General features: G+C 61.3%; 25 protein-coding genes. 12 read left to right on the plus strand and 13 right to left on the minus strand.

The annotated features are described in order from the left end of the window. Positions 1 to 92: 92 nt before the first annotated feature. Positions 93 to 1,247: an MFS transporter gene (locus tag ACP7CJ_RS18840; protein ID WP_276197379.1), complete on the plus strand. Its 1,155-nt coding sequence runs from the start codon at positions 93 to 95 to the stop codon at positions 1,245 to 1,247. Between the two features lie 4 nt (positions 1,248 to 1,251). On the opposite strand, the gene nhaR is transcribed toward ACP7CJ_RS18840, so the two are convergent. Further along, positions 1,252 to 2,154 carry a transcriptional activator NhaR gene (gene nhaR, locus ACP7CJ_RS18845; protein WP_247404425.1) on the minus strand — a complete coding sequence of 301 codons (903 nt, stop codon included), beginning with the start codon at positions 2,152 to 2,154 and terminating at the stop codon, positions 1,252 to 1,254. A 134-nt stretch (positions 2,155 to 2,288) separates the two neighbouring features. Between nhaR and ACP7CJ_RS18850 the strand changes: the two genes are divergently transcribed. The 4 genes from ACP7CJ_RS18850 to mnmH all read left to right on the plus strand — a co-directional run bounded on the left by ACP7CJ_RS18850 (position 2,289) and on the right by mnmH (position 5,553). Then, positions 2,289 to 2,540: a hypothetical protein gene (locus ACP7CJ_RS18850; RefSeq protein ID WP_247404422.1), complete on the plus strand. Its 252-nt coding sequence runs from the start codon at positions 2,289 to 2,291 to the stop codon at positions 2,538 to 2,540. A 28-nt stretch (positions 2,541 to 2,568) separates the two neighbouring features. After that, a complete protein-coding gene (locus tag ACP7CJ_RS18855) occupies positions 2,569 to 3,318 on the plus strand; it encodes a TerC family protein (protein ID WP_276197380.1) in 750 nt (249 codons plus the stop codon). 97 nt (positions 3,319 to 3,415) lie between these two features. Then, the gene (gene selD, locus ACP7CJ_RS18860; protein WP_276197381.1) at positions 3,416 to 4,450 is read left to right on the plus strand and encodes a selenide, water dikinase SelD; all 1,035 of its coding nucleotides are present in this window, start codon (positions 3,416 to 3,418) and stop codon (positions 4,448 to 4,450) included. Next, positions 4,450 to 5,553: a tRNA 2-selenouridine(34) synthase MnmH gene (gene mnmH, locus ACP7CJ_RS18865; protein ID WP_426101035.1), complete on the plus strand. Its 1,104-nt coding sequence runs from the start codon at positions 4,450 to 4,452 to the stop codon at positions 5,551 to 5,553. Before selD ends, mnmH begins: the two co-directional genes overlap by 1 nt. Positions 5,554 to 5,591: 38 nt before the next feature. Here mnmH and ACP7CJ_RS18870 read toward each other — a convergent pair whose 3' ends face one another. Together ACP7CJ_RS18870 and ACP7CJ_RS18875 are read right to left on the minus strand one after the other, a co-directional pair. After that, positions 5,592 to 6,647, minus strand: coding sequence for a permease (locus ACP7CJ_RS18870; RefSeq protein WP_276197383.1), 1,056 nt, complete (start codon positions 6,645 to 6,647; stop codon positions 5,592 to 5,594). A 58-nt stretch (positions 6,648 to 6,705) separates the two neighbouring features. Next, on the minus strand, positions 6,706 to 7,407 hold the full coding sequence (locus tag ACP7CJ_RS18875) for a histidine phosphatase family protein (RefSeq protein ID WP_276197384.1): 702 nt from the start codon (positions 7,405 to 7,407) through the stop codon (positions 6,706 to 6,708). Positions 7,408 to 7,657: 250 nt separating this feature from the next. Here ACP7CJ_RS18875 and ACP7CJ_RS18880 point away from each other — a divergent pair, with 250 nt between their 5' ends. From ACP7CJ_RS18880 to hemB, 3 genes are all read left to right on the plus strand, one after another. Next, the gene (locus ACP7CJ_RS18880; RefSeq protein WP_276197385.1) at positions 7,658 to 8,356 is read left to right on the plus strand and encodes a glutathione S-transferase N-terminal domain-containing protein; all 699 of its coding nucleotides are present in this window, start codon (positions 7,658 to 7,660) and stop codon (positions 8,354 to 8,356) included. 4 nt (positions 8,357 to 8,360) lie between these two features. Further along, positions 8,361 to 9,203 (plus strand): PhzF family phenazine biosynthesis protein, encoded by an 843-nt coding sequence (locus ACP7CJ_RS18885; protein WP_276197386.1) that lies wholly within the window; start codon positions 8,361 to 8,363, stop codon positions 9,201 to 9,203. Between the two features lie 116 nt (positions 9,204 to 9,319). Next, positions 9,320 to 10,294 carry a porphobilinogen synthase gene (gene hemB / locus ACP7CJ_RS18890; RefSeq protein ID WP_017847039.1) on the plus strand — a complete coding sequence of 325 codons (975 nt, stop codon included), beginning with the start codon at positions 9,320 to 9,322 and terminating at the stop codon, positions 10,292 to 10,294. A gap of 57 nt (positions 10,295 to 10,351) precedes the next feature. On the opposite strand, the gene ACP7CJ_RS18895 is transcribed toward hemB, so the two are convergent. Then, positions 10,352 to 10,966, minus strand: coding sequence for a LysE family translocator (locus ACP7CJ_RS18895; protein WP_426101037.1), 615 nt, complete (start codon positions 10,964 to 10,966; stop codon positions 10,352 to 10,354). A gap of 146 nt (positions 10,967 to 11,112) precedes the next feature. Between ACP7CJ_RS18895 and ACP7CJ_RS18900 the strand changes: the two genes are divergently transcribed. Together ACP7CJ_RS18900 and ACP7CJ_RS18905 are read left to right on the plus strand one after the other, a co-directional pair. Continuing rightward, complete coding sequence (locus tag ACP7CJ_RS18900) at positions 11,113 to 12,198, plus strand: DUF1615 domain-containing protein (RefSeq protein WP_276197388.1); 1,086 nt, start codon at positions 11,113 to 11,115, stop codon at positions 12,196 to 12,198. A 126-nt stretch (positions 12,199 to 12,324) separates the two neighbouring features. Beyond that, on the plus strand, positions 12,325 to 12,741 hold the full coding sequence (locus ACP7CJ_RS18905; RefSeq protein ID WP_276197922.1) for a PaaI family thioesterase: 417 nt from the start codon (positions 12,325 to 12,327) through the stop codon (positions 12,739 to 12,741). A gap of 59 nt (positions 12,742 to 12,800) precedes the next feature. Here the strand turns inward: ACP7CJ_RS18905 and ACP7CJ_RS18910 are convergent, their stop codons facing one another. From ACP7CJ_RS18910 to ACP7CJ_RS18920, 3 genes are read right to left on the minus strand one after another with little or no spacing between them, the layout of a single operon-like run. Further along, positions 12,801 to 13,982 carry an acetyl-CoA C-acetyltransferase gene (locus tag ACP7CJ_RS18910; RefSeq protein WP_276197389.1) on the minus strand — a complete coding sequence of 394 codons (1,182 nt, stop codon included), beginning with the start codon at positions 13,980 to 13,982 and terminating at the stop codon, positions 12,801 to 12,803. Between the two features lie 11 nt (positions 13,983 to 13,993). Further along, positions 13,994 to 14,653 (minus strand): CoA transferase subunit B, encoded by a 660-nt coding sequence (locus ACP7CJ_RS18915; protein WP_253394655.1) that lies wholly within the window; start codon positions 14,651 to 14,653, stop codon positions 13,994 to 13,996. Positions 14,654 to 14,689: 36 nt separating this feature from the next. Next, positions 14,690 to 15,388 (minus strand): CoA transferase subunit A, encoded by a 699-nt coding sequence (locus ACP7CJ_RS18920; RefSeq protein ID WP_010566044.1) that lies wholly within the window; start codon positions 15,386 to 15,388, stop codon positions 14,690 to 14,692. 134 nt (positions 15,389 to 15,522) lie between these two features. Here ACP7CJ_RS18920 and ACP7CJ_RS18925 point away from each other — a divergent pair, with 134 nt between their 5' ends. After that, complete coding sequence (locus ACP7CJ_RS18925) at positions 15,523 to 16,425, plus strand: LysR family transcriptional regulator (protein ID WP_247406439.1); 903 nt, start codon at positions 15,523 to 15,525, stop codon at positions 16,423 to 16,425. Between the two features lie 58 nt (positions 16,426 to 16,483). Here ACP7CJ_RS18925 and ACP7CJ_RS18930 read toward each other — a convergent pair whose 3' ends face one another. From ACP7CJ_RS18930 to ACP7CJ_RS18955, 6 genes are all read right to left on the minus strand, one after another. Continuing rightward, positions 16,484 to 16,813: a hypothetical protein gene (locus ACP7CJ_RS18930; protein ID WP_247406437.1), complete on the minus strand. Its 330-nt coding sequence runs from the start codon at positions 16,811 to 16,813 to the stop codon at positions 16,484 to 16,486. A gap of 518 nt (positions 16,814 to 17,331) precedes the next feature. Then, positions 17,332 to 18,177 (minus strand): NAD-dependent protein deacetylase, encoded by an 846-nt coding sequence (locus tag ACP7CJ_RS18935; RefSeq protein WP_247406436.1) that lies wholly within the window; start codon positions 18,175 to 18,177, stop codon positions 17,332 to 17,334. Positions 18,178 to 18,185: 8 nt separating this feature from the next. Beyond that, complete coding sequence (locus ACP7CJ_RS18940) at positions 18,186 to 18,626, minus strand: CBS domain-containing protein (protein ID WP_253394661.1); 441 nt, start codon at positions 18,624 to 18,626, stop codon at positions 18,186 to 18,188. Between the two features lie 131 nt (positions 18,627 to 18,757). Beyond that, entirely contained in the window at positions 18,758 to 20,707 is a 1,950-nt protein-coding gene (locus tag ACP7CJ_RS18945) for a DNA topoisomerase III (protein WP_426101039.1), read from the minus strand. 222 nt (positions 20,708 to 20,929) lie between these two features. Further along, a complete protein-coding gene (locus ACP7CJ_RS18950) occupies positions 20,930 to 22,552 on the minus strand; it encodes an MFS transporter (protein WP_426101041.1) in 1,623 nt (540 codons plus the stop codon). 65 nt (positions 22,553 to 22,617) lie between these two features. Further along, a complete protein-coding gene (locus tag ACP7CJ_RS18955; protein WP_247398222.1) occupies positions 22,618 to 24,264 on the minus strand; it encodes a GMC family oxidoreductase in 1,647 nt (548 codons plus the stop codon). A gap of 129 nt (positions 24,265 to 24,393) precedes the next feature. On the opposite strand from ACP7CJ_RS18955, the gene ACP7CJ_RS18960 reads away from it, so the two are divergent. Next, positions 24,394 to 25,287, plus strand: coding sequence for a LysR family transcriptional regulator (locus tag ACP7CJ_RS18960; RefSeq protein WP_247398224.1), 894 nt, complete (start codon positions 24,394 to 24,396; stop codon positions 25,285 to 25,287). Positions 25,288 to 25,308 lie beyond the last annotated feature (21 nt).

Genomic DNA, 25,308 nt, shown 5'->3' on the forward strand with positions numbered 1-25,308 from the left:
GCACAGATTCTGTTAGCATGGCCGCCTCTAATCTTTCCTATCTGTCAGCGGGCCCACGGGCTTTCGTTGATGTCGTCGTTTCTGGAGTTTTCATGTTGTTTCCCATCCTGCTGCTGTCGGCCGCTGGTTTTACCGTGCTGACCACAGAATTCATAATCGTCGGCCTGTTGCCGTCGATCGCCCGGGACCTGAATGTCAGCGTGTCCCAGGCCGGCCTGCTGGTGACGCTGTTTGCGTTCACCGTGGCGGCGTTCGGCCCGTTCCTCACTGCCTACTGCGCGCGGTTCCAGCGCAAGCGCCTGTTCATCACGATTTTGATCATGTTCGCCGTGGCAAATACCGTGGCGGCACTGGCGCCGAACATCTGGGTGATGTCCCTGGCGCGCTTGATTCCAGCGTTGGGCTTGCCGGTGTTCTGGGCCTTGGCCAGTGAAACGGCGGTGGACATCGTCGGCCCGGAATACGCCGGTCGCGCCATCGAGAAGATCGGCTTCGGGATCGTCTGCGCCACCGTCTTCGGCATTCCGGTGGGCACGCTGATTTCCGATATGTTCGGCTGGCGCAGCGCGTTTGCAATCCTCGCGGTGATTGCGTTGGCCAAGGCGCTGCTGCTGTTTATCTACCTGCCGGTGACACAGGCGAAGAACGCGCAGGTGACGTTACGCTCGCAATTCAAGCTGCTGCGCAGCCCGTTGATGCAGGGGCATATCCTGCTGTCGATCCTGGTCTTCAGCGGCATGTTTACCGCCTACACCTACCTGGCGGACATCCTTGAACGCCTGGCCGGGTTCGACGGTACGCTGGTCGGCTGGTGCCTGATGGGTTTTGGCGCGGTCGGGCTGATCGGCAACTCGCTGGGCGGGCGCGCGGTGGATCGCCACCCCTTGATCGCGTCGATGGTGTTCTGCGGGTTCATGATAGCCGGCATGGTCGCCGTGGTGCCCGCGATTCACTCCACCATCGGCCTGGCCGCGGCGATGGCCGTGTGGGGCGTGACCCAGGCGGCGATGTTCCTGGTCAGCCACGTGCGGCTTATGAAGGCCGCACCGCATGCGCCGGCGTTTGCCGCGTCGCTGAATATTGCCGGGGCCAACCTGGGTATCGGTCTTGGTGCCTTGGTCGGTGGGCATGTGATCGACACCCTGGGCCTGGCCAGCCTGGGCTTGGCCGCGTCGGGGTTTATCCTGGTGTCGATCCTGCTGGCGCTGTGGCTGATGAGCGCCAAACCGCTGCCGACCAGCGCCTGAACCCTCAGGGCAGAGCGGTGAACAGTTCCCGCCTGGCACCTTCGGTTATCGCCACGATGCCGGGGTGCTTGACCTTGCGTTCTACCGAAATCGCATAGAACGACTCGGTCACCGCATCCGTCTGGCCAATCAGCGCGACGCCATACTGGCGCACCACCTCATCGGCAATCACGCTGGGGGCGATAAAGATCCCGCTGCCGGATTGGCCGAATGCCTGCATCAATGCACTGTCGTCGAACTCGCCGATGATCTTCGGTTGGATCTGCTGCTCGGCAAACCAGCGCAGCAAGCGGCTGCGCACCACCGTCTCCGCCCCCGGAATCAACAATGGCGCCCCCTGCAAACACTGTGGGAAAACGCCGCCGTGCCGGTCAGCCAACGCTTGAGTGGCGAAAAAACTGATGCCGCATTCGCCCAACTTCTGGCTGTAGCCCTTGATGTCCAAATGCGTGGGCATGGGGCTGTCGGAAATCACCAGATCGAGGCGCTGGATCGCCAGATCGGCGAGCAGGCGTTCGAGTTTGTCTTCGCGGCAGGTGATGCGGATTGGCTCGCTGAGCTCCATCGTCGGCGCGATCAGCCGGTAGACGATGGATTTTGGCACCACATCCGCCACCCCGACCCGAAACAAGATCTGCTGTTCATCCGGCTGCGCGCGCAACATCGCCTCCAGTTCATTGCCGGTCTGGAACATCTGCTCGGCGTAGGGCAGGGCCTGGCGCCCGGCCTCGGTCAGCTCCAACTGGCGGCCTACCCGCTGAAACAGGGCGATGCCGAAGGTTTGTTCCAACAGGCTGATCTGTCCGCTGATGGTCTGGGGCGTGAGGTTCAATTGCTCACAGGCGCGCACGATGCTGCCGGTCTTGGCCACCACCCAGAAGTAATGCAACTGTCGGTAATTGAGCATGCCGGCCTACACTTCGTTAAAACCGAAGTATACGCGAGAAAAATACGAATTTTCCTGAAGTGTCCCTCTGCCTAGAATGCGTCGCTATCGAGGGGCCACTATTTGGACCCAATGGTTCTAACGAGGAAAACATCATGAAACTCAATTCCCTGGGCGCGGCATCGTTGCTTGCGCTTTCATTGGTGGTGGTCAGCGGCTGTGATCAGGTCGAAAAAAGCGCACAACAGGTGATGGGCAAGGCCACCGAGTCGGCCAAGCAAGTGATCGACGAAACCCATAAGGCCGCCGAGCAGGCGTTGAGTGAAGCGACCCAAGGCCTGATCAGTCCGCAGAAAAAAGACGATCAGCCGCAAAACGAGTCTGAATCGACGCGTAAAGAAGCCTAATTTCCCAGCACAACGTCAGGATTGATCTATGGACTACCTTGTACAACTGGCCGCCAGCCCCACCGCCTGGGTCGCACTGGCCACCTTGATCGTGATGGAAATCGTGCTGGGCATCGATAACCTGATTTTTATCTCGATCCTCACCAACAAATTGCCCGAGCAGCACCGGGCCAAGGCCCGACGCATCGGTATCAGCATGGCGTTGGTATTGCGCCTGGGTCTGTTGAGCACCATTGCGTTCATCGTGCAGTTGACCACGCCGGTGTTTGAAATTTTCGGCCAGGCGTTTTCGTGGAAGGACATGATCCTGATCGCCGGTGGCCTGTTCCTGGTCTGGAAGGCAACCACCGAGATCCATCACAGCATGGACCCGGAGCCTGAAGAGAAGGCCAGCACCAGCAATGCCGTGTCCATCGGCTTTGCTGCGGCCATCGGCCAGATCTTGATGCTCGACCTGGTGTTCTCCATCGACAGCATCATCACCGCCGTGGGCATGACCGAGCATTTGCCGATCATGATCGTTGCCGTGGTGACCTCGGTCATCGTGATGCTGGTGGCGGCTGAGCCGCTGGCCAAGTTCATCAACGACAACCCGACCGTGGTGATGCTGGCCCTGGGCTTCCTGATCATGATCGGTATGACCCTGATCGCCGAAGGCTTCGGTGCCCATGTGCCCAAAGGCTACGTGTATGCGGCCATGGCGTTCTCGGCGGCGATCGAGTGCTTGAACATCGCCCGGCGCAACCGCCACAAGCGTTTGCTGGCCGCTCGTCAGTAATCGCAGCAACCCCAAAAAGGCCGGCTGTGCTCGTAAGAGTCCCGCCGGCTTTTTGCCGTCTGTTAGAATCCGCGCACTTGATAGCTTGAGGTCCACCATGAACGAGCCGATTCGCCTTACCCAGTACAGTCATGGCGCGGGATGTGGCTGCAAGATTTCGCCCCAGGTATTGGAAGTGATCCTCGCTGGCAGCGGCGCACAGAACCTTGACCCGAACCTGTGGGTGGGCAACGCCTCGCGCGACGATGCGGCGGTGTACGCCATCGACGACGAGCGCGGCGTGGTCTCCACCACTGATTTTTTCATGCCGATTGTCGATGACCCGTTCGATTTCGGCCGGATTGCCGCCACCAACGCGATCAGCGACATCTACGCGATGGGCGGCGACCCGTTGATGGCTATCGCCATTCTGGGCTGGCCGGTAAATGTATTGGCTCCGGAGGTCGCCCGCGAAGTGATCCGTGGCGGCCGCTCCGTGTGCGACGAGGCCGGTATTCCCCTGGCCGGCGGTCACTCCATCGATGCGCCGGAGCCCATTTTCGGCCTTGCCGTGACCGGTATCGTGCAAAAGCGCCATATGAAGCGCAACGACACCGCCACCGTCGGCTGCCGTTTGTACCTGACCAAACCCCTGGGCATCGGCATCCTGACCACCGCCGAAAAGAAAGGCAAATTACGTGATACGGATATTGGTCTGGCTCGTGATTGGATGTGTACCCTCAATAAGCCTGGCAGCCGCTTCGGCAAATTGGCCGGTGTAACGGCAATGACTGACGTCACCGGCTTCGGTCTTTTGGGCCATTTGGTGGAAATGGCTGACGGCAGCGGCGTGACGGCACGCATCGAATATAACAAAGTCCCACGCCTGCCCGGGATCGAGGACTACCTGGACCAGGGCTGCATGCCGGGCGGCACCTTGCGCAACTTCGACAGTTATGCGAGCAAACTCGGGCGCCTGCAGGAGCTGCACAAGCGCGTGCTGTGTGACCCGCAGACCAGCGGCGGCCTGTTGATCGCCGTTACGCCCGAGGGCGACGCCGAGTTTCATGCGATCGCCCGCGAACTGGGCCTGACCCTTGAGCCCATCGGTGAATTAGTTGAGCGACAGACCCACGCGGTAGAGGTGTTTTGATGGCGACTGACATCACCGACTACCGCGACATCTTCCTCAACGACCGCCCGATGATGGATACCCGCGCGCCGGTCGAGTTCACCAAGGGCGCCTTCCCAGGCGTGGTCAACCTGCCACTGATGACCGATGACGAGCGTCAGCGGGTCGGCACTTGCTACAAACAGCAGGGCCAGCAAGCGGCTATCGTGCTCGGACACGAGCTGGTGTCCGGAGCAATCAAGGCCGGGCGCATCGAGCAATGGGCGCGGTTCGCCCAGGCCAATCCGGACGGCTATCTGTACTGCTTTCGTGGCGGTCTGCGTTCGCAGATCGTGCAGCAATGGCTGAAAACCGAAGCCGGTATCGAGTACCCCCGCGTCGGCGGCGGCTACAAAGCCATGCGCGGCTTTTTGCTGGACACCGTCGAACAGGCGGTCGCCGAGTGTGACTTCGTGTTGCTGGGCGGCATGACCGGCACCGGCAAGACCGAAGTGCTCGGCCAACTGCGCAATGCGCTGGACCTGGAAGGCCACGCCAACCATCGCGGTTCCAGCTTCGGTAAGCGGGCCACGGTGCAACCGTCCAACATCGACTTCGAGAACCGCCTGGCGGTGGACCTGCTGAAAAAACGCGCGGGCGGCATCGAGCAGTTTGTGGTCGAGGATGAAAGCCGCATGATCGGCAGTTGTGCGCTGCCGTTGCCGTTGCACAAGGGCATGCAGACCTTCGCGATGGTGTGGTTGGAAGACACTGTCGAAGGCCGGGTCGAACGTATCCTGCGCGATTACGTGGTCGACCTTTGCGCTGAATTCATCGCGGTATTTGGCGAAACCGGCTACGTACTGTTTGGTGAGCGCCTGACCCAGAGCCTGGCCAATATCCACAAGCGCCTGGGCGGCGAGCGCTTCCAGCGATTGCAGGCGATTCTGCAGGACGCCCTGGCGGAACAGGCCCGCAGCGGCGCTGTGGACCTGCACCGCGTATGGATCGAAGGGTTGCTGCGCGAGTACTACGACCCGATGTACGCCTTCCAGCGTGAAAGCAAAGGCGCGCGCATCGAGTTTGTCGGGGAGCAGGCAGCGGTGCTGGAGTATTTGCGCGAGCGTGGTGTGTTGCGAGGTTGATGCTTGCCTGCAATAAGGCCCTCAACCCCGCCCGCCACCTACAGAATCGCCGCTCCAATCAAGCCGCAGACCACGCCCAGCAGCATGGTCAAACCGGCCACCGTGACCAGCACCCGCGCGTCGAAATCCTTGCGCAACATCAGCAGTGACGGCAGGCTCACGCTCGGCAGGGTCATCAACAAGGCCACGGCCGGGCCGCTGCCCATGCCCAGCGTCATCATGGTTTGTACGATAGGAATCTCCGCGGCGGTCGGAATCACGAACAGCGTGCCGACAATCGCCAGTGGCACCAGCCACAGCAGGCTGTTACTCATCGCCCCATCCACATGGGGAAACAACCAGACCCGCGCCGCGCCCAATACCAGCACCGCCAGGATATAGACCGGGATCGTGCTCCAGAACAGTTGCCACAGGGTGCGCAACCAGCGGCTGAAAAACGGTTGCGACTCGATCACGCTGGCCTCGGCCACCGCCCCCAGCGCCGCTTCCGGTACTTGCTCCGGGCGCGCGATACGCTGGGCCACCAGGGACACGCCGACCACCAGCACAATCCCTGCCACCAGCCTTAACGCCGTGAAGCCCCAACCCAGCACAAACCCCATGAATACCAAGGTGGCCGGATTCAGTACCGGGTTGGCGATCCAGAACGCCAGCGCCGCGCCCACCGACACCTGCTGCCGACGCATGCCCGCCGCCACCGGTGCCGCGCAGCAACTGCACATCATTCCGGGCAAGGCGAACAGCCCGCCGCGCAGGGTCGAACCCAGCCCGGCACGACCGAACAGGCGCAGCAGCCAGTCGCGGGGGATCAACACTTGCAGCAACGAGCCGAGGATCACCGCCAGAACGGCGGCTTTCCAGATTGCCAGGAAATACACCTGGGCATAGGCCAGCGCTGCTGCCAGGGGCGAGGTTTGCTGGTCATTGAGAATCGAGGCGCCGATGCTGTGGTTGTCGGCGGCGACAAATGCCTTGAAGTAGTAGGGAGACCACTTCACGTAGTAAAGGCCGATGCAGGCGACCAGCACGAACAGTGCTGGTTTCCACCAGAACGACCAGCCCCGGTTGGGCTGGGTGGAGGCGAGGTTGGACATGGTGTTGATCCGTAGATGAGTCAATAGCCGCGCATCATACGCCCCTATCGCCCAGCCTTCAGATATCTGCGCTGACCTGCGTCGCCGGTGGGCAGGTTTGTTCGCCGTTGTTCAGGCCCTGCTTGTAGTTGCGGCTCAGCAGCGATGCCTTGCCGTTATGCCAGGTGAGTGTCAGCACATACAGCGTGTCGTAGTCATTACCGGACCAGTCTTCGGTGATGGTGTGCTTTTCGCCCACCGCTTCACTGGCTACCTTGTTGATCAATTCCGGCAGATAGCCATGGGACCAGGCAGTGTAGATGATGGCGTTGTGGTACTTATTTTCCACCAGTTCGTCGGCGAGGGCGCTGGTGTCATTCGCCGAAAACTTGATGTTCACCGGCAACCCGAGCTTGATTGCGCTGGGGCTGATGGTCATGAGTGGGCGAATGTAGCTGTAGGAATTGTCTTTTTCGCCTTCCTCGACATTGCGCGTCGGGTTGGCGGCGAAGACGAAGTTGGCCTTGCCGAACTTTTCCGGCAACACGGTGGCCAGGTTCATCGCACGGTTCAGGCCCTGGCAGTTGAGCTGGCCCAGGCCGCCGGCGGGTTTTTCACCGTGGCGCAGGAACACCAGGGTTTGCACGCCGTCCACCGGCTCGGCGCTGCTGATGCGCGATTGCAGGGTCAGGCCGAGGACGCCGCCCACCAGCAACAAAGGCAATATGATGTATGAATATCGTTTGAGGCGTCGCGTAAGGCACAGAGGCTTTATTGTCATTAGATTCGAGTCTTCAGTGCGTTGGATTAAGGCGGACAAGCCCGGCGCCAGTGACGCATGCTGCGTCCTGCGGTGCTCCTAGTGTTATAGCAAGGTGCCTCCATTCACCGTTCAGGCGCACTTAAGAGTCCGCGAGGCCGCTTTGGTTCGCCCGTGGGGGAGATTAGCGAGGGGATGTTGCGTAATGATGACCCATGCAGGATACCGGGCAGATGATTATCATGGGGGCTTTCCGCCGAGGGATATCCCGATGAACTCACTCGCCGCTTTCCCGATCAACCGCAAATGGCCCGCCCAGCATCCGGAGCGTCTGCAACTGTATTCGTTGCCCACGCCCAACGGGGTAAAAGTTTCGATCATGCTCGAAGAGCTTGGCCTGCCCTACGAGGCGCACAAGGTCAGCTTCGAGACCCAGGACCAGCTGTCGCCCGAGTTCCTGTCGCTGAACCCGAACAACAAGATTCCCGCGATCATCGACCCCAACGGCCCCGGCGGTCAGCCGTTGGCGCTGTTCGAGTCCGGTGCGATCCTGCTGTACCTGGCGGAAAAAACCAGCCAGTTGCTTTCCGAAGATCCAGCCACACGTTATGAAACCATTCAGTGGCTGATGTTCCAGATGTCCGGCATCGGCCCGATGTTTGGCCAGGTGGGGTTCTTCAACAAGTTCGCTGGCAAGGCCTACGAAGACAAGCGCCCGCGTGACCGCTACGTCGCCGAGTCCCGGCGCTTGCTGGACGTGTTGGAAAAACGCCTGCTGGGCCGCACTTGGATCATGGGCGACGACTACAGCATCGCGGACATCGCGACGTTTCCGTGGATCCGTAACCTGATCGGTTTCTACGAATCCGGCGACTTGGTCGGCATCGCCGATTTCCCCAATGTGCTGCGCGCGCTGGACGGCTTTGTCGCACGTCCGGCGGTGATCCGTGGCTTGAACATTCCGAGCTGAGCCCATGCCGACTTTCGATTTCAAACAACTGGATGTCTTCAGCAGCGTGTCGCTCAAAGGCAACCCGCTGGCGGTAGTGCTGGGCGCCGACAGCCTCAGCGAGCAACAGATGGCCGACTTCGCCAAGTGGACCAACCTCAGCGAAACCACGTTTTTACTCACGCCCCGCGATCCACGGGCTGACTACCGGGTGAGAATCTTCACCACCTTGCAGGAGCTGCCGTTCGCCGGGCACCCGACGTTGGGCAGTTGCCACGCGTGGCTGCAGGCGGGGGGGGGGGCGCAAGGGGAGGAGATTATCCAGGAGTGTGAAATCGGCCTGGTGCGTATCCGTCGCCAAGGCGATGAGCTGGCGTTTATCGCGCCGCCGTTGTTGCGTTCGGGCCCGCTGGATGCCGCGTTGCTGGAGCGCGTGCGCCTGGGGTTGGGCCTGGCGCCCGAGGCCATTGTGCGCAGCCAGTGGGTCGACAACGGCGCGGGTTGGCTGGCGGTGATGCTGTCCGACCGCCAGGCGGTGCTCGATCTGCAGCCCGATTATGCGCAATTGCTCGGTCTGGCGGTGGGCGTGATTGCACCCTGCGATCCAGCGCGCGACGCTGTAGACGCGCACTTTGAAGTGCGCGCGTTCATCGCCGGCGACGGAGCCCCCGAAGACCCGGCCACCGGCAGCTTGAATGCCGGGGTGGCCCAATGGTTATTGGGCGAAGGCCTGGCGCCGAGCCGCTACGTGGTCAGCCAGGGCACGGCGATGGGGCGCGCGGGGCGTATCCGCATCGAGCGCCAGGACGATGAAATCTGGGTCGGCGGTGCCGTCGCGGTGTGTATCGAAGGACGTCTACAGCTCTAGATCAATGCAATTGTTGCGTGCATTGCAATAAACTATTGGTTGCCTGGCGTTTGTGCTGCCGGGCGCGGGGGGCATACGCTTTCGCCCCAAAGTTTTTAGCCATATTCAGGACAGCCATGACCAGCCAGTTCCCCCAAGCCCGCCCACGCCGCCTGCGCCGCTCCCCGGAGTTGCGTAGCTTGTTTCAGGAAACGGAGTTCACCCTCAACGATCTGGTGCTGCCGATTTTCGTCGAAGAAGAAATCGATGATTTCGTGCCGATCACCAGCATGCCGGGTGTGCTGCGCATCCCTGAGAAAAAGCTGGCCGGGGAAATCGAGCGTTATGCCCGCGCCGGGATCAAATCGGTGATGACCTTTGGCGTGTCCCACCACCTGGACGCCAGTGGTAGCGACACTTGGAAAGAGCGCGGCCTGGTCTCGCGCATGTCCTCGATCATCAAGGATGCCGTGCCGGAAATGATCGTGATGTCCGACACCTGTTTCTGCGAATACACCGACCACGGCCATTGCGGCGTGATGCATGGCGCCCATGTCGACAACGACGCAACGTTGGTTAACCTCGGCAAGCAAGCCGTGGCGGCTGCCCGTGCCGGTGCCGATGTGATTGCGCCTTCGGCGGCGATGGACGGCCAGGTCCAGGCCATTCGCCGGGCGTTGGATGACGCCGGTTTCACGCATATTCCGATCATGGCCTACTCCACCAAATTCGCTTCGGCCCTTTACGGTCCGTTCCGTGAAGCGGGTGGTAGCGCGCTCAAGGGCGACCGCAAAAGCTACCAGATGAACCCGATGAACCGCCGCGAAGCCGTGCGTGAATCGCTGCTGGACGAGCAGGAAGGCGCGGATGCGCTGATGGTCAAACCGGCCGGTGCCTACCTCGACATCATCCGCGACATCCGCGAAGCCTCGCGCCTGCCGGTGGCGGCGTATCAGGTCAGCGGCGAGTACGCGATGATCAAGTTCGGGGCCCAGGCGGGCGCGATCGATGAGGACCGGGTGGTGCGGGAAACCCTGGGTTCGATCAAGCGCGCCGGCGCGGACCTGATCTTCACTTACTTCGCCATGGACCTGGCGCTGGCAGGCATCTAAAACACCCCACTTGTGGGAGCGGGCAACCCCCGCTTCCACAGTGGGTTGTAGCGTTTTTCAGCGCTGTGCAAGCGCCAGGTTCAACCCCAACCCCGCGAAGGCCGCCGCAAAACTGCGCCGCAGCCAATTCTGTACCCGTGGTGACTCGATCACCGCGCGGCGAAACACATTGGCCAGCAGGCCATACACCACAAACACCGCAAACGTCATGGCCATGAACACGCCGCTTAGCACCAGCATTTGCAAGGCCGGCGCCGTGCTGGCCGGTGTGACGAACTGGGGTAGGAAGGCCAGGAAGAAAATCGTCAGCTTGGGGTTCAGAATATTCAGCAAAAAACCGCGCAGCATCAGGCTGCGCGCCGTGGTTGTCGTTGGCGCATCATTCATCGCAAAGGCCGAACGATCGCGCCAGGTGGCATAGGCCAGGTACAGCAAGTAGGCGGCCCCGGCGAATTTCAGTGCTTCGAACGCCAAGGCGCTGGTGTGCAACAGCGCGGAAAGGCCGAGGATGGATGCCAACAAGTGCGGGATGATCCCGGCGGTGCAGCCCAGCGCGGCGAACACGCTGGCGCGCTTGCCGGCCGTGAGGCCTGTGGACACGGTAAAGATCACGCCGGTGCCGGGGACCAGCACGACGATCAGACAGGTGATGAAAAAGTTCATGCTGAGCATGGCATTCAAACTCCTTGTACGAATGGTCGATGACAAATCCTGTCATATTCGCATTGTGTTGGCGAGGGGAGGCATAGGGCGAACCCGCGTTAGACTTACCGGTCGATATCTGCAATGCCCGGCCCATCGCCCTCCAAGGAAGCCCCATGCATCTACGCCGCCTGATCCTGTGTCTCACGCCCTTGCTGGTACTGGCCGGTTGCGCGACCTCACGCGGCCCGCAACAGCCGGAGCGCAGCGAAGCCGAGGTCAAGGCGCAGATCGTGCGCCTGCTGCCCGCCAAGGTCGCCGATCGCAATGGTTGGGCCCAGGATATCTACACCGCTTTCGACACCCAGCACATCTACCCCAGTACCGAAAACATCTGCGCCGTGCTGGCGGTGACCGAGCAAGAGTCCACTTACCAGGTCGATCCCCCCGTGCCGAATATGGGCAAGATCGCCCAGGATGAAATCCTGCGCCGTGCCGGTAAGGTGCATGTGCCGGCGGTGTTGGTCCGCACTGCACTGCAACTGCGTTCGCCCACCGGTAAGTCCTACGCCGATCGGTTGAGCGCTGCACGCACGGAGAAGGACTTGAGCGGGATCTTCGATGACTTCATCAGCATGGTGCCGTTGGGCAACACGCTGTTTGGTGGTTTCAACCCGGTACACACCGCCGGCCCGATGCAAGTGAGCATCGAGTTTGCGCAGAAGCAGTCGCGGGGTTATCCCTACACGGTGGACGGCACGATCCGTCGGGAAGTGTTCACCCGACGTGGCGGTATGTACTTCGGCATCGTCCATTTGCTCGGCTACCCGGTGAGTTATGACCGGACGCTATACCGTTTTGCCGACTTCAACGCTGGCTGGTACGCCAGCCGCAACGCTGCGTTCCAGGCCGCCGTCAGCCGCGTCTCAGGCACCGAGTTGGCGCTGGACGGGGATTTGATCCGCTACGGCTCGCTGCTGCCCGGCAGCACCGAATTGGCGGTGCGTTCCCTCGGCGCCAGGCTGGACATGCGCAACCCCAGCATCCGCAGTCAGTTGGAGCAGGGCGAGCAATTGGATTTTGAGCAGACCACGCTCTACAAACGCGTGTTTGCCCTGGCCGAGACAGCGGCGGGCAAACCGCTGCCACGGGCGATCCTGCCGGGCATTGTGCTCAAAAGCCCGAAGATCACCCGCAACCTGACCACCGCCTGGTTCGCCCAGCGCGTAGATGAGCGCTATCAGCGCTGTATGAAGCGCTGAGGTCATTCCTGAACGGGGTTGGTGAATTAGCCCCAGGCATCGCAGAGGATATGCGCGGTTGATGATAATGGTCGCTGTGTGGGGCCTGGGGTACACCTCATGGCTGACTCCAAGGAAGAACCCGCGATGATCGCTCACGCCGTGCCCGAAGGTTTTGTCTCATTGCCGCGCAGCAGCCCGCTCCTCGACTTGTTAGGCCCGGCCTATTGCCGGGGTGAAGGCTTGCAACTGGAAATCGGCCTGCGCGCCGACAACCGTCACGCCAATGGCCGTGGCACGGTGCATGGCGGGGTGTTGGCAACCTTGGCGGATATCGGCATGGGCTATGCGATGGCGTTTTCCAGTGAGCCGCCGTTGCCGTTGCTTACCGCGAGCATGACTGTGGATTACCTGGGCGCGGTGCAAGTGGGGGAGTGGATGGTGGTACGACTGGAGCATCACAAGCGTGGCCGGCAAATGGCATTTGCCACGGTGAGTCTGCAGGTGGGGGACAAAATCGTGGCGCGGGCGAACGCGGTGTTTGCGGTGGCGCGTGCGGACTGAAGGCGAAAAAAAGGCCCGGTTTTTCGTGGAGCCGGGCCTTTTCGTGTGTTGCTCTTGAATCAGCTGCGCTCAAGGGCCAGGGCTACCCCTTGGCCGCCGCCGATGCACAGCGTCGCCAGGCCTTTCTTGGCGTCGCGTTTGATCATTTCGTGCAGCAGGGTCACCAGAATGCGGCAGCCTGACGCGCCGATCGGGTGGCCAATGGCGATCGCGCCGCCGTTGACGTTGACCTTGTCGGCGTCCCATTCCAGCTCTTTGGCCACCGCCAGGGATTGCGCGGCAAAGGCTTCGTTGGCTTCGACCAGATCCAGGTCGGCCACGTTCCAGCCGGCTTTCTCCAGGCAACGGCGGGTGGCCGCGACCGGGCCTATGCCCATGATGGCCGGGTCGACGCCGGCATTGGCGTAGCTGGCAATACGCGCCAGCACGGGCAGGCCGAGGGCCTTGGCCTTGTCGGCGCTCATCAGCAGCACGGCGGCGGCACCGTCGTTGAGGCTGGACGCGTTGCCGGCGGTGACGCTGCCGTCTTTCTTGAACGCGGGTTTGAGCTTGGCCAACGACTCGGCGGTGGTGCCGGCGCGCGGTTGTTCATCCACGGCGAAGGCCACCGGGTCGCCCTTGCGCTGCGGGATCAGAATCGGGGTGATCTCATCGGCAAAGCGGCCGGCTTCGATGGCGGCGACGGCTTTTTGCTGGGACTCGGCGGCGAAGGCGTCCTGGGCTTCACGGCTGATGCCGTACTTGTCCACCAGGTTCTCGGCGGTGATGCCCATGTGGTAGTCGTTGAATGCATCCCACAGGCCGTCGGTGATCATGCTGTCGATCATCTTGGCGTGGCCCATGCGCAAACCGGTGCGCGCGGCGGGCAATACGTAGGGGGCCAGGCTCATGTTCTCCATGCCGCCGGCAATGATCACGTCGGCATCGCCACAGCGGATGGCCTGGGCGCCCAGGTGCAGGGCCTTGAGGCCCGAACCGCAGACCTTGTTCAAGGTCATCGCGGGTACGGCATGGGGCAAGCCAGCGAGGATCGACGCCTGGCGCGCCGGGTTCTGGCCTGAGCCCGCAGTGAGCACGTGACCGAGGATCACTTCATCCACCTGGGCCGGGTCGAGGCCGGTTTGCTCCAGTAGGCGACGGATCACGGCAGCGCCCAACTCCGGTGCCGGGATGGCCGCGAGCGATCCTTGAAAGCTGCCTACGGCGGTACGTGTGGCAGCAACAATCACAACGTCTTGCATGGAATGTGTCCTCACTGGAATTGCATTTCCGGAACGTGGTCGGGGACGATCAGTTTACCGGCTGTCTTGCTGACAATCTCTTCAATACTGACCCCAGGGGCACGCTCCTTTAGGATAAAGGCGCCGTTGTCGATTTCCAGGTATGCGAGGTCCGTCAGTACGCGTTTGATGCAGTGGGCACCGGTCAGCGGCAGGGTGCATTGGCTGAGCAACTTGGACTCACCGTCCTTGGACGCGTGGGTCATGATCACGATGATGTTTTCCGCGCCGGCCACCAGGTCCATGGCGCCGCCCATACCCTTGACCAGCTTGCCGGGGATCATCCATGAGGCGATGTTGCCCTGTACGTCCACTTCAAACGCGCCGAGCACGGTGAGGTCGACATGGCCACCGCGAATCATCGCGAAGGATTCGGCGGAGGAGAAGATCGAGGCGCCGATGCGCGCGGTCACGGTTTGTTTACCGGCGTTTATCATGTCGGCATCGATGGTCTCTTCAGTGGGAAACGGGCCCATGCCGAGCAGGCCGTTTTCCGATTGCAGCATCACTTCCATGCCTTCGGGGATGTAGTTGGCCACCAGGGTCGGAATGCCGATGCCCAGGTTGACGTAGAAACCGTCCTGCATTTCGCGGGCGACGCGTTGAGCCATTTGTTCGCGGGTGAGAGCCATGGTGCTGTTCCTCTTATTCTCTTCGGGCTGGAGGGATTATTTGCGGACAGTGCGCTGTTCGATGCGCTTCTCGAAGGTGCCGCAGATGATCCGGTCGACGTAGATGCCAGGGGTGTGGATCTGCGACGGTTCCAGCTCGCCCGGTTCGACGATTTCCTCGACTTCAACCACGGTGATCTTGCCGGCGGTGGCGGCCAGCGGGTTGAAATTCTGGGCGGTGTGGCGGTAGATGACGTTGCCGAAGTGGTCGGCTTTCCAGCCTTTGACGATGGCGAAGTCGCCGGTGATGGATTCTTCCATCAGGTACGGGCGACCGTTGAATTCGCGGGTTTCCTTGCCTTCGGCAACCGGGGTGCCGACGCCGGTGGCGGTGAAGAAGGCCGGAATGCCGGCGCCGCCGGCGCGCATTTTTTCCGCCAGGGTGCCTTGGGGGGTGAGCACCACTTCGATCTCGCCGCTGAGCAGTTGCTTCTCGAACAGGGCGTTTTCGCCCACGTAGGACGCGATCACTTTGCGGATCTGCTTTTCTTCCAACAGCACGCCCAGGCCAAAACCGTCGACGCCGCAGTTATTGGAAACCACCGTCAGGTCGCGGGTGCCTTTGCGCTTGATCTCGGCGATGAGGTTTTCCGGGATGCCGCACAGGCCAAAGCCGCCGGCGAGCACGGTCATGCCGTCTTCCAGGCCTGCCAGTGCCTCTTCATAGGACGCCACGCGTTTATCGAAACCTGCCATATAGCACCTCTTTTATTGTTTGTGGGCCAGTCAATGTTCCGAGTGTTGCGCTGACGGATTGATTTGTTAAGTTGTTTTTTAAGGTTGATTGATTTAAAAAACTGCATAGTCGAGCCGTCGTCCGGAGTAACGTCATGACCGTCAAACAGATGCGTGCCTTTCTGGCCGTGGCACAGAGCCTGAGTTTTGCTGCTGCCTGCGAGCGGCTGCACCTCTCTCAATCGGCACTGAGCCTGACCATCAAAGGCCTGGAAGAAGGGCTGGGCGGGCGCTTGTTCAGCCGCAATACCCGCAATGTCGCGCTGACCCCTGAAGGGGAATCCTTGTTGCCGCTGGCGCGTCGGTTGATTGCCGATTGGGACAACGCCGAGGATGAACTGCGCCAGCGCTTCACCCTGCAGCGCGGGCGGGTGACGGTGGCAGCGATGCCGTCGTTTGCAGGCAACCTGTTGCCGCCGATCCTGAAGATATTCCGCGCGCGTTACCCCCATGTGAACGTGACGGTGCATGACCTGATCAACGAACAGGTGCTGGAGATGGTCCGTGATCGCCAGGTCGAGTTGGGCGTGGCGTTCGAACCGTCCGAAGGTTCGTCGCTGGCGTTTACGCCGTTATACCTGGATCGTTTTATTGCCGTAGTGCCTGCGGATTCACCCTTGGCACAGCGCGCTGAAATCGAATGGAAAAGCCTATTGGAGCAACCGTTCATTACCTTGCAACGACCCTCTACAGTGCGGGTAATGCTGGAGGAACACCTGGGTGCCTTGCAGATGAAATTGCCGGTGGCGTTGGAGAGTCACCAATTGGCGACGGTGGGCAAGATGGTTGCCAGTGGCCTGGGCGTCAGCGCCGTGCCGGCCTTATGTGCGCAGCAGATGCAGGAGGCGGGCGCCCATTGCATCACCTTGACCGATCCGGTGATCGAGCGGCCGATTGGTGTGTTGACCAAACCGGGGCATGAACTGTCGGCGGCGGCACAGGTGTTGTTTGATATTTTTCGCGATGAGGCGGGGAAAGGCCGTTACCCCAACTTTTGAAGTTGCATAAAAAAATGTGGGAACTGGCAAGCCAGTTCCCACATTAGTTGAGTTGTACTTAGGAGTAGCGATCGATTACTTTAACTTGCGCGCTGTCTTTGAAAGATACCCACGCGTGGTTAAGTGTGTCGAACACCTGCTCGATAAAGTTGCGATCGGCCGCAGCTTTCTTGCCAACATAACCCTGGCCACGGCGGTACACCTTCAGGCGCGCCGCCAGTTCACGGTTATTTCTGTCGAACTCGGCTTCTTCGGTATGGGGCGCCAGGCAGTCAATTTGGACTTTGCCCGATTTACCAATCCACAGGATATGGTCGTCGAGTGTGTCTTTCTGCGCTGCGAACATCTCAGCCAATTGTTCGATAGTTGGTTGGTTGTTCAGATTCATGTGTAAGCCCCTTGACCAGTTGGCGATCTATCAATTGATTCGTTAAAACTGCTTAGTTGTCTCCGGTTCCGAAAACCGGGCGTCAGTGACGGTCTGCCGAATACGGGCAGGGTCTTGAACCTGATGCATGTAGTCTTGCTGATGAACTGCTACGCAATGGTTTCATAACGAAGACAAGTAGCGTTTGAGCTCCTTGTACCGAACCCTTTGGGTCGGTCAGCTTCATCAATCTGCCTTGTGGGCAGTGCACATCCGGAAAAAACAGCTCGGCGGTCAGACGAGCTTGTTCAAAACGCTTGTTACCAACGCTCCCGATCCGGGAGACGTCTAGATCATGCAAGGACAAAAAGGTTACGTCAACGGTTATGTAGTGATTATTTTTGATCACTACATAAATCGTCGTGGCGACGGGGCCGTGCGGGGAAGTGTGACTTGGGCGTCATTTTTTGTGCGGTGGGTCGCCGGAGCTCGTTAGCCTGGCCGGGTTCCCCACTCATTTTTGATGCGCAGTGTTCTGGTTATCCCAGGCGCTCTGCCAATAGCGGCAACAACCGCTCGCAGGACGCCGCGATCTTCATCTGCAACAACTCATCCCCACGGGTCTTGCCCAGATTGATGGCAATCACCGGCTTGCCTTGCTCGACCATCGCCTTGCACAGGCGAAACGCCGAGTAGGCCATCAGCGATGACCCCACCACCAATAAACCCTCGGCTTGCTCCACCGCCGCCATCGCCCTGGCGGCGGTGGCCTGGGCAACGTTCTCGCCGAAGAACACGACGTCCGGTTTCAGCCGTTCGCCGTTGCAGTGGGGGCAGCGGGGCACACGAAAGCGTTGTTCAAAAGCAGGATCGAGCAGGGTATCGCCGTCGGGTGCCTGCACGGCATCGACGCCGGCCAGGTAGGGGTTCTCGGTTTCCATCAACCGTTGGATCACATTGCGTGCGCTGGGCCGCTGGCAATCCAGGCATAGCACGCGATGCAAGCTGCCGTGCAGCTCGATCACATCCTGGCTACCGGCCTGGTCATGCAACGTGTCGACGTTTTGCGTGATCAGCCCGCTGATACGCTGGCGGTGTTGCAAGGCGGCCAGAGCCAAGTGCGCCTGGTTCGGCTGCGCAATGCGCACCCGTGGCCAGCCCAGCATCGCCCGTGCCCAATAACGGCGGCGCGCTTGTGGGGTGGCCAGGAACTCCTGGTACATCATCGGCGCCTTGCCCCGGCGTATGCCTTCGCTGTCCCGGTAGTCCGGGATACCCGACGACGTGCTGATTCCCGCCCCGGTCAGCACCAGAAAACGCCGTTCGGCCATGGTCCGGTGCAGGATATCGAGGTGGTCTTCCTGATGTTCGAGCAAGTCGAGCATGGGGTCTCCTATTCGCCGCGAATGTATTGCTCCAGTTGCTTGATCAGGTTGGCTTGTTCGGCAATGGCCTCCTTGACCAGATCGCCGATGGAGAGCAAACCCAGCAGTTTTCCGTCGACGACCACCGGCAAGTGGCGCAGGTGACTGTCGGTCATGATGTTCATGCATTCTTCGACCGTTTTATGGGCATCAACCGTTATGACTGGAGAACTCATGACCTCATGGACTTTGGTGGTGACTGAAGAGAGGCCTTTGAGTATCAGTTTTCGTGCGTAGTCACGTTCGCTGATGATGCCAACCACCTCGCCCTGCTTGACGACCGGCAAGGCCCCGACATTTTTCGATGACATCACCACTAACGCTTCGAATACGGTGTGGTCCCATTCAATGGTGTGGACTTCCTGGTTTTGCTTGTCTTTGGCTTTGAGTACTTCTGAGACGGTTTTCATGGCGGCCACTCCGGTATTGTTGTTGGGACGTCTGCAATCCCCTACAGAATCCTAGACGGCCCGCGCGGTAGCAAGGACCAAAGCGGCGTTAAACCCGTCAAAAAACGTCATACCCCGGGTTTATTCATGGTTTACCCGGTACTTGTCGGCTTTTTCGCTCGCTTCGGGCTGGCCGCCGTCTTGCGGGGTGCGGCCGTGCGCTTCTTTTTCCACGGTGTGGCGCCGCGGCCTGCCGGGCTGGCAGGGCCGGTAATGGTCATGCGCATGCCGTTGCAGCGGGCCACTTGCTTGCTCATCCAGGCCGCTTGTTTGGCGACGAACTCTTCCAGGCTCATTTCGCCGCTTTGCACCATGTCCAGCGCCTGTTCCCAGATCGCGGTGGTGCCCGGGTCGGCGATGGCGCGGGGCACTGCATCGATCAGGCTGAACGCCGCCGGGGTGGCCGAGAGTGCCTTGCCGTTCTTCATCAGGTAGCCCCGGTCCAGCAGGCCCTGGATGATCCCGGCGCGGGTGGCTTCGGTGCCGATGCCGGTGGTGTCCTTGAGCTTTTGCTTGAGCAGCGGATCTTCCACCAGCTTGGCGACGTTTTTCATCGCCTTGATTAGGTCGCCTTCGGTGAAGGGTTTGGGCGGCTGGGTCCACAGGTCCTTGAGGTTGACCTTGGCGACGGCGTAATCCTGGCCCTGCACCAGTGCCGGCAGGGCTTGCGGTGCCGGCGCCTCACGGCCCTTGGCCGGTGCAAGGGCTTCGGGCAGCGCGCGCTTCCAGCCCGCTTCGATGACGACTTTGCCCACCGCGCGCAGCGCCTGGCCTGCACAGTCGAAATCCGCCTGGGTGCGATCATATTCATGGTTGGGCAGAAACTGCGCCAGGTAGCGCGCGCGAATCAGTGTGTAGACCGCCCGATGCTTGCCGGTGAGCTGCCCGACATCCTTGCCGGCGCCGGTGGGAATGATGCCATGGTGGGCGCTGACCTTGGCGTCGTTCCACGCCCGCGAGCGGCGTTGGGGATCGATATGCGGCATCAGTTCGTTGACCGCCGCGTCGGCACGGCCCAACGCGGCAAGGATCTTCGCCGCGTCGCCATGCTGACTCAAGGGCAGGTAGCCGCAATCGCTGCGTGGGTAGGTGATGGCCTTGTGGGTTTCGTAGAGCGATTGGGCGATGTCCAGGGTTTCCTGGGCGCCGAGGCCGAGCTTCTTCGAGCAGATTTCCTGCAGCGTACCCAGGTCGAAGGGCAGCGGGGCGACCTCGCGCATGCGTTCGGTGCGCAACTTCACCAGTCGCGCGCTGGCAGCGTGGGTCATGGCGTCGGCGGCGTCTCCGGCGAGTTGCGGGTTGAGGCAGCGGCCTTGATCGTCACAGGCGTCGTCGGTGGCGCGCCATTGGGCGGTGAAGGTCATGTGCGCGTGGCGCAGGTCGACATCGATGGCCCAGTAGGCCACCGGTACGAAATCGGCGATGCTGCGGTCACGGTCCACCACCAGGCGCAGGGTCGGGGTTTGCACGCGGCCCACCGGCAGCACGCCCTGGTAACCGGATTGACGGCCTAGCAAGGTAAACAGGCGGCTCATGTTCATGCCGATTAGCCAGTCGGCGCGGGAACGGCCCAGGGCCGAGTGGTACAGGCTGAAGGTTTCGGCGCCGGGTTTGAGCGCAGCCAGGGCCTTGCGAATGGAAGCGTCGTCCAGCGCCGACAGCCATAGCCGCTGGATCGGCCCGCGATAGCGGCAATGCTCCACCAGCTCGCGGGCGATCATTTCACCCTCACGGTCGGCGTCGGTGGCGATCACCAGCTCCTGGGCTTCGCCCAGCAGGCGCTTGACGGCCTTGAACTGGCTGGCGGTCTTGGGCTTGACCCGCATCTTCCATTTGTCCGGGATGATCGGCAGGTCGGCGAGCACCCAGCGCTTGTACTTGGCGTCGTAGGCATCGGGCGGGGCGGTTTCCAGCAGGTGGCCGATGCACCAGGTGACGGTCACCCCGTTGCCCAGCCAGCAACCGTCGCCACGGCGAGTGGCGCCGAGCACGGCCGCAATATCCTTGGCCTGGGAGGGTTTTTCACAGAGGAACAGCCGCATGGTCATCACATCAGATCGGGTTGATGCCTTGCAGGATGCGGAGTCCGAGGGATTTGAGCAACCATTATCTGTATGGATGTACAGCAATTTGTGTGGCGCCGCAGAACAGATGTGGGAGGGGGCTTGCTCCCGATGGCGACCTATCAGTCAATGCAAAGATAACTGAAGCCATCGGGAGCAAGCCCCCTCCCACAGGGGACCTACGGTGTTCAGGAGGTCGGGTCAGTTGTTATCGATATCCACGTGCCGCGTTTCCTTGAGGCAGAACATCCCGACAATCAGGCTCACCCCGGTCACGACCACCGGATACCACAAGCCGTAGAAGATATCGCCGGTGTACACCACCAGGGCAAACGACACGGTCGGCAGGAACCCGCCAAACCAGCCGTTGCCGATGTGGTAGGGCAGGGACATCGAGGTGTAGCGGATGCGTGTCGGGAACAGTTCAACCATCAGCGCCGCCAGCGGGCCGTAGCACATGGCCGCGATCAGGATCAGCACAACGATCAGCACCACCACCATCACCTTGTTGACCTGGGCCACATCCGCCGATGTCGGGTAGCCGGCCAGGGTCACGGCAGCGCGCAGGGCCGCTTCGTCAAAGCCATCGATGCGCACGTCGCCCACGCTCACCTGCACCGGGCTGCTCGCAGGGGCGGCGGCGCTGCTGTAGGGCAGGCCTTGCTTGACCAGGAAGGTTTTGACCTTGTCGCACGGGCTATCAAAACGCGCCTTGCCCACCGGGTCGAACTGGAAGGTGCAGGTGGCCGGGTCGGCCAGCACGGTGATCGGCGCTTGGCGGCTGGCCTGGTCCATCGCCGGGTTGGTGTAGTGCGCCAGGCCCTTGAAGATCGGGAAGTACAGCGCGGTCGCCAGCAGCAGGCCGAGCATCAGCACCGGCTTGCGCCCGACCTTGTCCGACAGCCAGCCGAAGAAGATAAAGAACGGTGCCCCAATCACCACGCTGATGATGAGCAGCATATTGGCCAGGGCCGGGTCCATCTTCAGGAACTGCGTGAGGAAGAACAGCACATAGAACTGTGCCGCGTAAAAGGTCACGGCTTGTCCGCCGTTGATGCTGAACAGCGCAATCAGCACCACCTTGAGGTTTTCCCACTTGCCGAAGGATTCGCGGATCGGTGCCTTGCTGGCCTTGCCTTCCTCTTTCATTTTCAGGAACGCCGGCGATTCATGCAGGCTCATGCGAATCCAGGTGGAAATGCCCAGCAACACGATGGAAAACAGGAACGGAATGCGCCAGCCCCACACTTCGAACTGGTCACCGGTGAAGTAGCGGCAGGCCAGCACCACCAGCAATGACAGCAGCAACCCCAGGGTAGCGGTGGATTGAATCCAACTGGTGTGCAGGCCGCGCTTGCCGGCGGGGGCGTGTTCGGCCACGTAGGTGGCTGCGCCGCCGTATTCACCGCCCAGCGCCAGGCCTTGCAGCATGCGCAGGGCGATCAGAATGACCGGCGCGGCAATACCGATGCTGGCATACGTCGGCAACAGGCCGACACAGAACGTCGCCACGCCCATCAGGATGATGGTCACGAGGAACGTGTACTTGCGCCCGATCATGTCGCCCAGGCGACCAAACACCAGCGCACCGAACGGGCGCACCACAAAGCCGGCCGCGAAGGCCATCAAGGCAAAGATAAACGCCGTGGTGTCGTTGACCCCGGCAAAGAACTGTTTGCTGATCACCGCCGCGAGGGCGCCATAGAGGAAAAAGTCATACCACTCGAACACCGTCCCCAAGGACGAGGCGAAGATGACTTTTCTCGATTCGCTACCGGTGCTCGCGCTGACCGCCGAGCCCAGGGTTTGAGCATGTTCTGACATCGGGTATCCCTCACAGTGATTATTTATTGTTGTTCCACTGTCGGCGCCAGGTGTGGCGCCGCTATTCAGATTGCATGGACCAGTTCTCTCTCCGGGGCAAGGCTCCTTGTGTTCGGCGAAAGGATCAGTTGCGCGGCTTTCTCCGCAATCATCAGCGTCGGTGAGCAGGTATTGCCGGACGTGATGCGGGGCATGATCGAAGCATCGGCGATGCGCAGCCCCGGCACGCCGTGGACCCGCAGTTGCGCGTCGACCACCGCGTCCTGGTCACTGCCCATGCGGCAGGTGCCCACCGGATGGAAGATCGTCGTGCCGATGCGCGCTGCGGCTTCGTGCAGTTGCTCTTCGGTTTGCAGCGCATCGCCGGGCAAGTATTCCACCGGTTTGAACGGGCTCAGGGCCGGCGCGGCGACGATGCGTCGAGTCAGGCGAATCGCATCGGCGGCCACCCGCAGGTCTTGCGGATGGCTGAGATAATTGGGCTGGATCAGCGGCGCATCCGCCGGGTTGGCCGAGCGAATATCGACACGCCCACGGCTTTGCGGGCGCAGGTCGCAAACCGACGCGGTAAACGCCGGGAACGCGTGCAACGGCTCGCCAAAGCGCTCCAGGGACAGCGGTTGCACATGGTATTCAAGGTTGGCCGAGGTGTGTTCCGGGCCCGAGCGGGCAAACGCGCCGAGCTGGCTGGGCGCCATCGACAGCGGGCCGCTGCGGTCATACAGGTAGCGCAGGCCCATGCCCATCTTGCCCCACACGGAGCCCGCGATCTGGTTCAGGGTGCGCGCGTTTTCCAGCTTGTAGATCAGCCGCAGTTGCAGGTGGTCCTGCAGGTTGCCGCCGACGCCCGGCAGTTCATGCAACACATCAATGCCGAGCGGTTTGAGCACGTTGGCCGGGCCAATCCCCGAGCGCTGCAGAATGCCAGGCGAACCCACCGCGCCTGCGCACAACACGATTTCCTTGCGCGCCTTCCAACTGAGCTGTTGGCCGTGCTGACGCCCGAGCACTGCCGAGGCGCGGCCGTTCTCCAGCAATACGCGGTCGACTTCCACGTCGGTCAACACGGTCAGGTTCGGCCGCCGGCGGATCGGCTTGAGGAACGCCTTGGCCGCATTCCAGCGCACGCCGGCCTTCTGGTTGACCTGGAAGTAACCGCAGCCTTCGTTATCGCCCTGGTTGAAGTCGCTGATGTTGGCGATGCCGCTTTGGGCCGCAGCCTCACGGAAGGCATCCAGAATCGGCCACGACAGCCGTTGTTGTTCAACCCGCCATTCGCCGCCGTCGCTGTGAAATTCCGAACCGCCGGCAAAATGGTTTTCGCTTTGCTTGAACAGCGGCAGCACGTCTTTCCACGCCCAGCCGGCGTTACCTTCGGCTGCCCAGCCGTCGTAATCCTGGGCCTGGCCGCGCATGTAGATCATGCCGTTGATCGACGAACAACCGCCGAGCACCTTGCCCCGTGGGTAACTCAGGGCACGGCCTTGCAGGCCGGCTTGGGCTTCAGTCTTGAAGCACCAATCGGTGCGTGGGTTGCCGATGCAGAACAGGTAGCCGACGGGGATATGAATCCAGGGGTAGTTGTCGCGTCCACCGGCTTCAAGCAACAGCACACGGTGGGCGGGGTTGGCGGACAGTCGATTGGCCAGCAGGCAGCCTGCGGGGCCGGCGCCTACGACGATGTAATCGTATTCAGCAGTTGCAGTGGGCATCTGAGGTCTCGCTTGTTTTTCTTATTGGCTCCATCCTAGTTGTTAGTTTTCGTCTTAAAAATGTTAGTTTTTACCCAGCCGCTGTGCGTTTTTAAACAGTGCGGCTCAGGCTCACGGATTGGAGGCGCTATGTTCGACTGGAATGACCTGCGGTATTTTCTCGAGTTGCAGCGCAGCGGCCGCCTGCTCACCGCCGCGCAACGCCTGAAAACCACCCACGCCACCGTGGCGCGGCATATCGAGGCCATTGAGAAAAGCCTCGGCACCGCGTTGTTCGTGCAGCACGCCCACGGCTATGAGTTGACGCCGTCCGGCGAGGCCCTGCTCAAACATGCCGAAGCCATGGAAAACGTCGCGCTGCTGGCCGAAGACGAACTGACCCACACCGCCGCACCCCTGGGCAAGATCCGCCTGGGCGTGGCCGAAGGGCTGGGCGTGATGTTTCTCGCCAGCCGCATGGGCGGGTTGTTTGAGCGCTATCCGGGGTTGGAAGTGGAGCTGGTGGCCGTGCCGCGTTTCGTCAGCATCCTCAACCGCGAAGCCGAAATCAGCATCCACCTCGAACGTCCCAGCGTCGATCAACTGGTCACGCGCAAACTCACCGACTATCGCCTGGCGCTCTACGCCAGCCGCGCTTATCTGGCGCGCAATCCGCCGATTGAAAAACGTGAAGACCTCGCCGGCCATGCCTGGATCGATTACGTCGATGACCTGCTGTTCAGCCAGGAACTGAAATTCCTCAGCAGTTTCTGTCGCAACCCCAAGGTGGTGTTCCACAGCACCAGTGTGATCGCCCAGCACCAGGCAGCACGTTCCGGCCTGGGGATTGCTGTGTTGCCGTGCTTTATGGCGGCCAGTGACACGGAGTTGGTGTCGTTGCTGCCGGGGGAGGGGATTGAGCGCAGTTATTGGATCAGCTCGCGCAGGGAACTGCACAAGTCGGTGCGGCTGCGGGTGCTGTGGGATTACGTGGTGGAGTTGTGCGCGCGTGAGCAGCCGCTGTTGCTCGGCGAGTCCACCTGAAGAAACCGGATCAAAAATGTG

This window comes from Pseudomonas sp. PSPC3-2 (assembly GCF_049897085.1).
GTDB classification, from domain to species: Bacteria; Pseudomonadota; Gammaproteobacteria; order Pseudomonadales; family Pseudomonadaceae; genus Aquipseudomonas; species Aquipseudomonas paraveronii.

Coding starts and splice junctions, on each gene's coding strand:
- ACP7CJ_RS18840 (WP_276197379.1), top strand. CDS start 93: ATGTTGTTTCCCATCCTGCTGCTGTCGGCCGCTGGTTTTACCGTGCTG.
- nhaR (WP_247404425.1), bottom strand. CDS start 2,154: ATGCTCAATTACCGACAGTTGCATTACTTCTGGGTGGTGGCCAAGACC.
- ACP7CJ_RS18850 (WP_247404422.1), top strand. CDS start 2,289: ATGAAACTCAATTCCCTGGGCGCGGCATCGTTGCTTGCGCTTTCATTG.
- ACP7CJ_RS18855 (WP_276197380.1), top strand. CDS start 2,569: ATGGACTACCTTGTACAACTGGCCGCCAGCCCCACCGCCTGGGTCGCA.
- selD (WP_276197381.1), top strand. CDS start 3,416: ATGAACGAGCCGATTCGCCTTACCCAGTACAGTCATGGCGCGGGATGT.
- mnmH (WP_426101035.1), top strand. CDS start 4,450: ATGGCGACTGACATCACCGACTACCGCGACATCTTCCTCAACGACCGC.
- ACP7CJ_RS18870 (WP_276197383.1), bottom strand. CDS start 6,647: ATGTCCAACCTCGCCTCCACCCAGCCCAACCGGGGCTGGTCGTTCTGG.
- ACP7CJ_RS18875 (WP_276197384.1), bottom strand. CDS start 7,407: ATGACAATAAAGCCTCTGTGCCTTACGCGACGCCTCAAACGATATTCA.
- ACP7CJ_RS18880 (WP_276197385.1), top strand. CDS start 7,658: ATGAACTCACTCGCCGCTTTCCCGATCAACCGCAAATGGCCCGCCCAG.
- ACP7CJ_RS18885 (WP_276197386.1), top strand. CDS start 8,361: ATGCCGACTTTCGATTTCAAACAACTGGATGTCTTCAGCAGCGTGTCG.
- hemB (WP_017847039.1), top strand. CDS start 9,320: ATGACCAGCCAGTTCCCCCAAGCCCGCCCACGCCGCCTGCGCCGCTCC.
- ACP7CJ_RS18895 (WP_426101037.1), bottom strand. CDS start 10,966: ATGCTCAGCATGAACTTTTTCATCACCTGTCTGATCGTCGTGCTGGTC.
- ACP7CJ_RS18900 (WP_276197388.1), top strand. CDS start 11,113: ATGCATCTACGCCGCCTGATCCTGTGTCTCACGCCCTTGCTGGTACTG.
- ACP7CJ_RS18905 (WP_276197922.1), top strand. CDS start 12,325: ATGATCGCTCACGCCGTGCCCGAAGGTTTTGTCTCATTGCCGCGCAGC.
- ACP7CJ_RS18910 (WP_276197389.1), bottom strand. CDS start 13,982: ATGCAAGACGTTGTGATTGTTGCTGCCACACGTACCGCCGTAGGCAGC.
- ACP7CJ_RS18915 (WP_253394655.1), bottom strand. CDS start 14,653: ATGGCTCTCACCCGCGAACAAATGGCTCAACGCGTCGCCCGCGAAATG.
- ACP7CJ_RS18920 (WP_010566044.1), bottom strand. CDS start 15,388: ATGGCAGGTTTCGATAAACGCGTGGCGTCCTATGAAGAGGCACTGGCA.
- ACP7CJ_RS18925 (WP_247406439.1), top strand. CDS start 15,523: ATGACCGTCAAACAGATGCGTGCCTTTCTGGCCGTGGCACAGAGCCTG.
- ACP7CJ_RS18930 (WP_247406437.1), bottom strand. CDS start 16,813: ATGAATCTGAACAACCAACCAACTATCGAACAATTGGCTGAGATGTTC.
- ACP7CJ_RS18935 (WP_247406436.1), bottom strand. CDS start 18,177: ATGCTCGACTTGCTCGAACATCAGGAAGACCACCTCGATATCCTGCAC.
- ACP7CJ_RS18940 (WP_253394661.1), bottom strand. CDS start 18,626: ATGAAAACCGTCTCAGAAGTACTCAAAGCCAAAGACAAGCAAAACCAG.
- ACP7CJ_RS18945 (WP_426101039.1), bottom strand. CDS start 20,707: ATGCGGCTGTTCCTCTGTGAAAAACCCTCCCAGGCCAAGGATATTGCG.
- ACP7CJ_RS18950 (WP_426101041.1), bottom strand. CDS start 22,552: ATGTCAGAACATGCTCAAACCCTGGGCTCGGCGGTCAGCGCGAGCACC.
- ACP7CJ_RS18955 (WP_247398222.1), bottom strand. CDS start 24,264: ATGCCCACTGCAACTGCTGAATACGATTACATCGTCGTAGGCGCCGGC.
- ACP7CJ_RS18960 (WP_247398224.1), top strand. CDS start 24,394: ATGTTCGACTGGAATGACCTGCGGTATTTTCTCGAGTTGCAGCGCAGC.